4 protein-coding genes are annotated in these 4,536 nt (G+C 75.9%); all 4 read right to left on the bottom strand.

The window, feature by feature from the left end; translation table 11 throughout:
- Nucleotides 1–987: PrsW family glutamic-type intramembrane protease (locus CBZ_RS16475; RefSeq protein ID WP_246013499.1), on the bottom strand; the 987-nt coding region annotated here is incomplete at its 3' end.
- A 150-nt stretch (nucleotides 988–1,137) separates the two neighbouring features.
- Nucleotides 1,138–3,054, bottom strand: coding sequence for a M3 family metallopeptidase (locus tag CBZ_RS16470; RefSeq protein WP_130782572.1), 1,917 nt, complete (start codon nucleotides 3,052–3,054; stop codon nucleotides 1,138–1,140).
- A gap of 116 nt (nucleotides 3,055–3,170) precedes the next feature.
- Complete coding sequence (locus CBZ_RS16465) at nucleotides 3,171–3,944, bottom strand: VOC family protein (protein WP_246013498.1); 774 nt, start codon at nucleotides 3,942–3,944, stop codon at nucleotides 3,171–3,173.
- Nucleotides 3,945–4,025: 81 nt separating this feature from the next.
- A partial coding sequence (locus CBZ_RS21045) for a hypothetical protein (RefSeq protein ID WP_165446820.1) occupies nucleotides 4,026–4,536 on the bottom strand: 511 nt, incomplete at its 5' end.

Genomic DNA, 4,536 nt, shown 5'->3' with positions numbered 1-4,536 from the left:
GGTCCACACGTCGGCCCGGGGACGCGCCGCCGCGTCGGTGGCGGTGGTCGCTCCCGGGGTCGCGCTCCCGGCGGGCGCGTCGCCCGCGGCCCGCGTGGCGTCCCCCGGCGGTGCCGCCGCGTTGCGGGTGCGTGCCGCTCCGCGCTCGGCGGCCAGGAGCAGGTCGTCGGTGCGGGCGTGCGCCGCGAGCTCGCGCCGGTCGACGACCACTGCCGCGACGACGGCCGCGAACGCGAAGAACCCGATCCCGTCCCGGAGCGTGTCGAGCGGCGCCACGAGGCCCTGCAGGACGTCGCCCGCCGCGCCCGACGCGTTGTGGGCGGCGTGGTCGAGGCCCGCGAACGCGACGAGCGCGACGCCGACCAGCCGGGGCACGCGGGTCCGGGAGCGCAGCAGCAGCGCGAGCCCGAGCCCGGCGACGAGGCTCCACGCGAGGTGGATGTCGATGCCGTCGGACGCGGCGCCGCCCAGGAACTCCCTGCTCGCGGCGCCCGCCGGCAGCCACGACCCGAGGACCGTGCCGGGACCGGGGACGTGCACGGCCCAGAAGATGCCGCCCGGCAGCGTCCAGCCGTCCCACCCGCCCGTGAACGCCCGCCCGGCGTCGGACCCGAACCGCAGGAGCTGCTCGGCGAGGCCGAACCCGGCGCCGACCGCCCCCGCGGCGAGCGTGAGGTCGGTGACGCCCCACGACCGGCGGACGGCGGTGAGGAGCCACCACGCGACCGCGACGGGCGCGAGCTTGGCGACCTCCTCGATCCACGGGTCGACCGTGTACGACGCGACGCGCGTGACGTCGAGGCGGCTCGTGCCGGTGAGCGCGACCCAGGCCGTCGTCCACGCGAGCTGGACCAGGAGCGTCGCGACCGACACCCCGAGGAACCCGACGGCGACGGCCGCGAGCACCGTGCGCAGCCGCGCGGACCGCGCGCCCCACCCGAGGACGGCGACCTGGAGCACGCCGTAGAGCTGGGCGAGCACGATCATCACGACCACGGGGCCTCCGGTGACGTGCGTCGACGTGGGCGAACCGGGCAGATCGCCCGCGGGACGCGCCGACCCTACCCACCGGCTGCCGGGGGCAACCACCGGGTGCCCACGACCCGGTCACGCCGTCCGGCCGAGTCGGCCGTGCGGTCAGGCGCGCGTCGCCAGCCACGCCTCGAACGCGTCGAACGACGTCGGGCGACCGAGGAACCGCTCGACGAGGTCCGCCGCGTCGGCCGTGCCGCCGGGCGCGAGGATCGCGTCGCGGTACCGCCGCCCGACCTCCGCGTCCATGAGGTCGTCGTCGAACGCGGTCCGCAGGTCCTTCGCGATGACCAGGCTCCAGAGGTACGTGTAGTACGCCGGGCCGTACCCCTCCAGGTGCCCGAAGCCGGTGACCTGGTGGGTGTCGGGCAGTGGCGCGTACGGGCCGAAGCGTGCGTCGACGTCCGCCGTGTAGGCGTCGAGGTCGTCGGGCGGCGTGGCGTGCAGGCCGTACGACAGGGCCGTGAAGTTGACCTGGCGGCGGGTCCACGCGCCGCGGCCGAACGCGTCGGCAGTGCGCATGCGCTCGACCAGGTCGGCAGGGATCGGCTCGCCGGACTCGTCGGTCGCGAACGTCCGCAGGACGCCCGGGTCCCAGGCCCACTCCTCGAGGAGCTGGCTGGGCGCCTCGACGAAGTCCCACTCGGTCGCGACGCCCGTGAACGCGGCCCAGCGCTGCGCGCCGCCGACGATCTCGTGCACCAGGTGGCCGAACTCGTGGAAGAACGTCACGACGTCGTCGTGCTCGAGCGTGCCCGTCGAGAAGTTGCACACGAGGACGCCCTCGGGCAGGTGCCGGCCGACGACCCCGGGGACCAGCGGGAACTGCGCGGCGTGGTTGAACTTGCCGGGCCGCGGGTGCATGTCGAGGTACACGCGGCCGACCGCCGAGCCGTCCGACGCGACGTCGTACACCTCGACGTCCGGGTGCCACGTCGGCGCCTCGACGCGTGTGAACGTCAGGCCGAGCAGCCGGGACGCGGTCTCCATGACGCCCGTCCGCACGGCGTCGTAGCGGAAGTACCGGCGGACCTCCTGCGCGTCGACGTCGTACTGCTCGCGGCGCACCACCTGGTCGTAGTACAGGCTGTCGGCGGGCGTCACCGCGTCGGCCTGCGGGTCGTCGGCGCGGAACCGCGCGAGCAGGACGCCGACGTCCTCGCGCGCCGCCTCCGCCGTCAGGGCGTCGAGCCGGTCGACGAAGTCCGCGATGGCCTGGCCGGAGCCGATCATCTTGACCTCGGCGTCGTACGTGGGCCAGTCCGGGTAGCCGAGCAGGTGCGCGCGCTCCTCGCGCAGGCGCAGCAGCTCCGCGAGCACCGGCGCGTTCTCCGGCCAGCCGATCCGCAGGTACTCCGAGGTGAGGGCGGCCCGGACCGACGCGTCGTGCGCGTACGTCCGGACGGGGATGAGGTCGGGGTACTCCGTGGTGAGCGTGACGAGCCCGTCGTCGCCCGCCGCGTGCTCGGCGCGGAAGTCGTCGGGCAGGCCGTCGAGCTGCTCGGGGCGGACCGTGATGCTGCGGGCCCCCTCGCGGATGTTCCGCGCGAACTCCAGGCCGAGCTCGGTGCAGCGCTGCGCGAGGGCCTTGAGGTGCTCGCGCTCCTCGGCGGTCCGGTCGACGCCGGCCCGCCGGAAGTCCCGCAGGACGTGCTCGCGCAGCCGTCGGGCGTCGGCGTCCAGGTCGTCGTCGGTCGTCGCGGCGAGGACCTCCCACAGGTCCCGGTCGAGCTCGCGCTCGGTCCCGAGGTCCTCGGCCGCCTGCGCGCCCGCCTCCGCGGCGCTGCGCAGGTCCGCGTCGGGATGCACCTCCGCGAGCAGGTGCGCCGCGGCCGACGCACGGCCCAGCGCCAGGTCGCCCGCGTCCCACAGGTCCAGGACCTGCGCCGACGTGCGCGTCGTGCCGTCCTTGAGGGTCGCGAGGTGGGTGCGGGCGGCGTCGAGGTTCGCGTCGACGGTCTCCGTGAGGAACGCCGGCCAGGCGGCGTCGTCGACGGGGAAGCGCGTGGGTGCGGCGGTCATGGGCCGACGCTACACAGCGCCTACCACGTCGACGGAAGCGCATTTCGGTGCGCCGTCGTCGAGGTCGTCACCTCGCGTCGAGGTCGTGAGCTGCGACGCACGACCTCGACGCGTCCTCACGACCTCGGCGCGGGCAGGTCGGGAGAGCGGCCCGTCAGGCAGTACGTGAGGCCTGCCGGGTCGCGCATCACCGTCCAGCGCTCGAACCGCTCGACGACGACCGCGCCGAGGTCGACGTGCTCCCCGACCACGACGTCGCGGTCCGGGCCTGCCGCGGCGACGTCGACGTGCCCCGTCACGCGCGTCCGGGGGTCGTCCGCGCCCAGGCGCTGCACGAGCAGCCGCACCGGGATGCCGTCGGGACGCTCCAGGGGCACGAGGACCCGCGCCGGGTCGACCGCCACCGGCCACCCCGTCAGCGCCGACCAGAACTCCCGCTCGACGTCGACCAGCGGGGCCGGGCAGTCCAGCGCGAGCTGGTCGACGAGCGAGCGGCCGCCCCACGGCCCCGTGACCGGTCCCGGCCGGTGCCGCTCGCCGCCGTCCGGGACCACGCAGAACACGAACCCGCCCGGCGACGACAGGACGACGTGGTCGTCGCGCAGCAGCTCGGTCGCACCCAGCGCGACCGCCCGGGCCGCACCCGCGTCGACGTCGTCCACGTGCAGGTCCAGGTGGACGCGCGGCTCGCCCGGCAGACGCTGCACCCGCAGGAACGCGTCCCCGTCGGGCGGGACGAGCGTCGCGAACTGCCCGCGGTCGCCGCGCGGCGCCGACAGACCCGTCGCCGTGGCGGCCCGCCAGAACGCGACACCGGCGTCGAACCGGTCGTCGGGCAGGTCGAGGAAGAGGGTCGTCCACACCACGGTCACGCCGGGAGCCTCGGTCACGTCGGCCATCCTGCCGCGTCGCCGGGCGAGCGACGCCGCCGGGGCGCCGGGACCTCGCGACCCGGGCGTGACCCCACGAGGTCAGGAGCCCGCGGGCGGTCCGACCACCGACCAGTCGACGTCGAGCGCGGCGCGCGCCCTGCTGCCGTCCGTCGCGACGCCGACGACCTCGCGAGGCTGGGCCGTGCCCGGCCACCACGCCGCGAAGACGCCTTCGGCGGCGGTCGCGTCGACCGTCGTGCCGTCGGACAGCGACACCTGCACCGACGTCACGTCGGGCGCGACCCGGCCGAGCGCGGTGCTCCACTGCTCGCCGTCGGACGTGAACGTCCCGGCCGTCGCGAGCGTGAGCGTCCCCGGGGCCGGGTCGGCGAACCCGCCGGTGTCGACGACCTCCCACGACTCGCCCTGCGTCGCAGGCGACCCGCTGACACCCGAGGACGTCGACCCGTCGGGCGAGTGGACGTTCGCGAACGCGAACGTCGGGGCGACCAGGCAGTACCGCAGCCAGCCGTCGCTCGACACCACGGTGAACGCGTACGGCCCGCGTCGCTCGGACAGCACCGGGTGCGCCGCCGCCGCGTCGGGGGTG

Source organism: Cellulomonas biazotea, from assembly GCF_004306155.1.
In the GTDB taxonomy this organism is placed as follows: Bacteria; Actinomycetota; Actinomycetes; order Actinomycetales; family Cellulomonadaceae; genus Cellulomonas; species Cellulomonas biazotea.
Note: the sequence above shows the minus strand (reverse complement) of the source record. Positions and strands in the feature narration are given on the sequence as shown.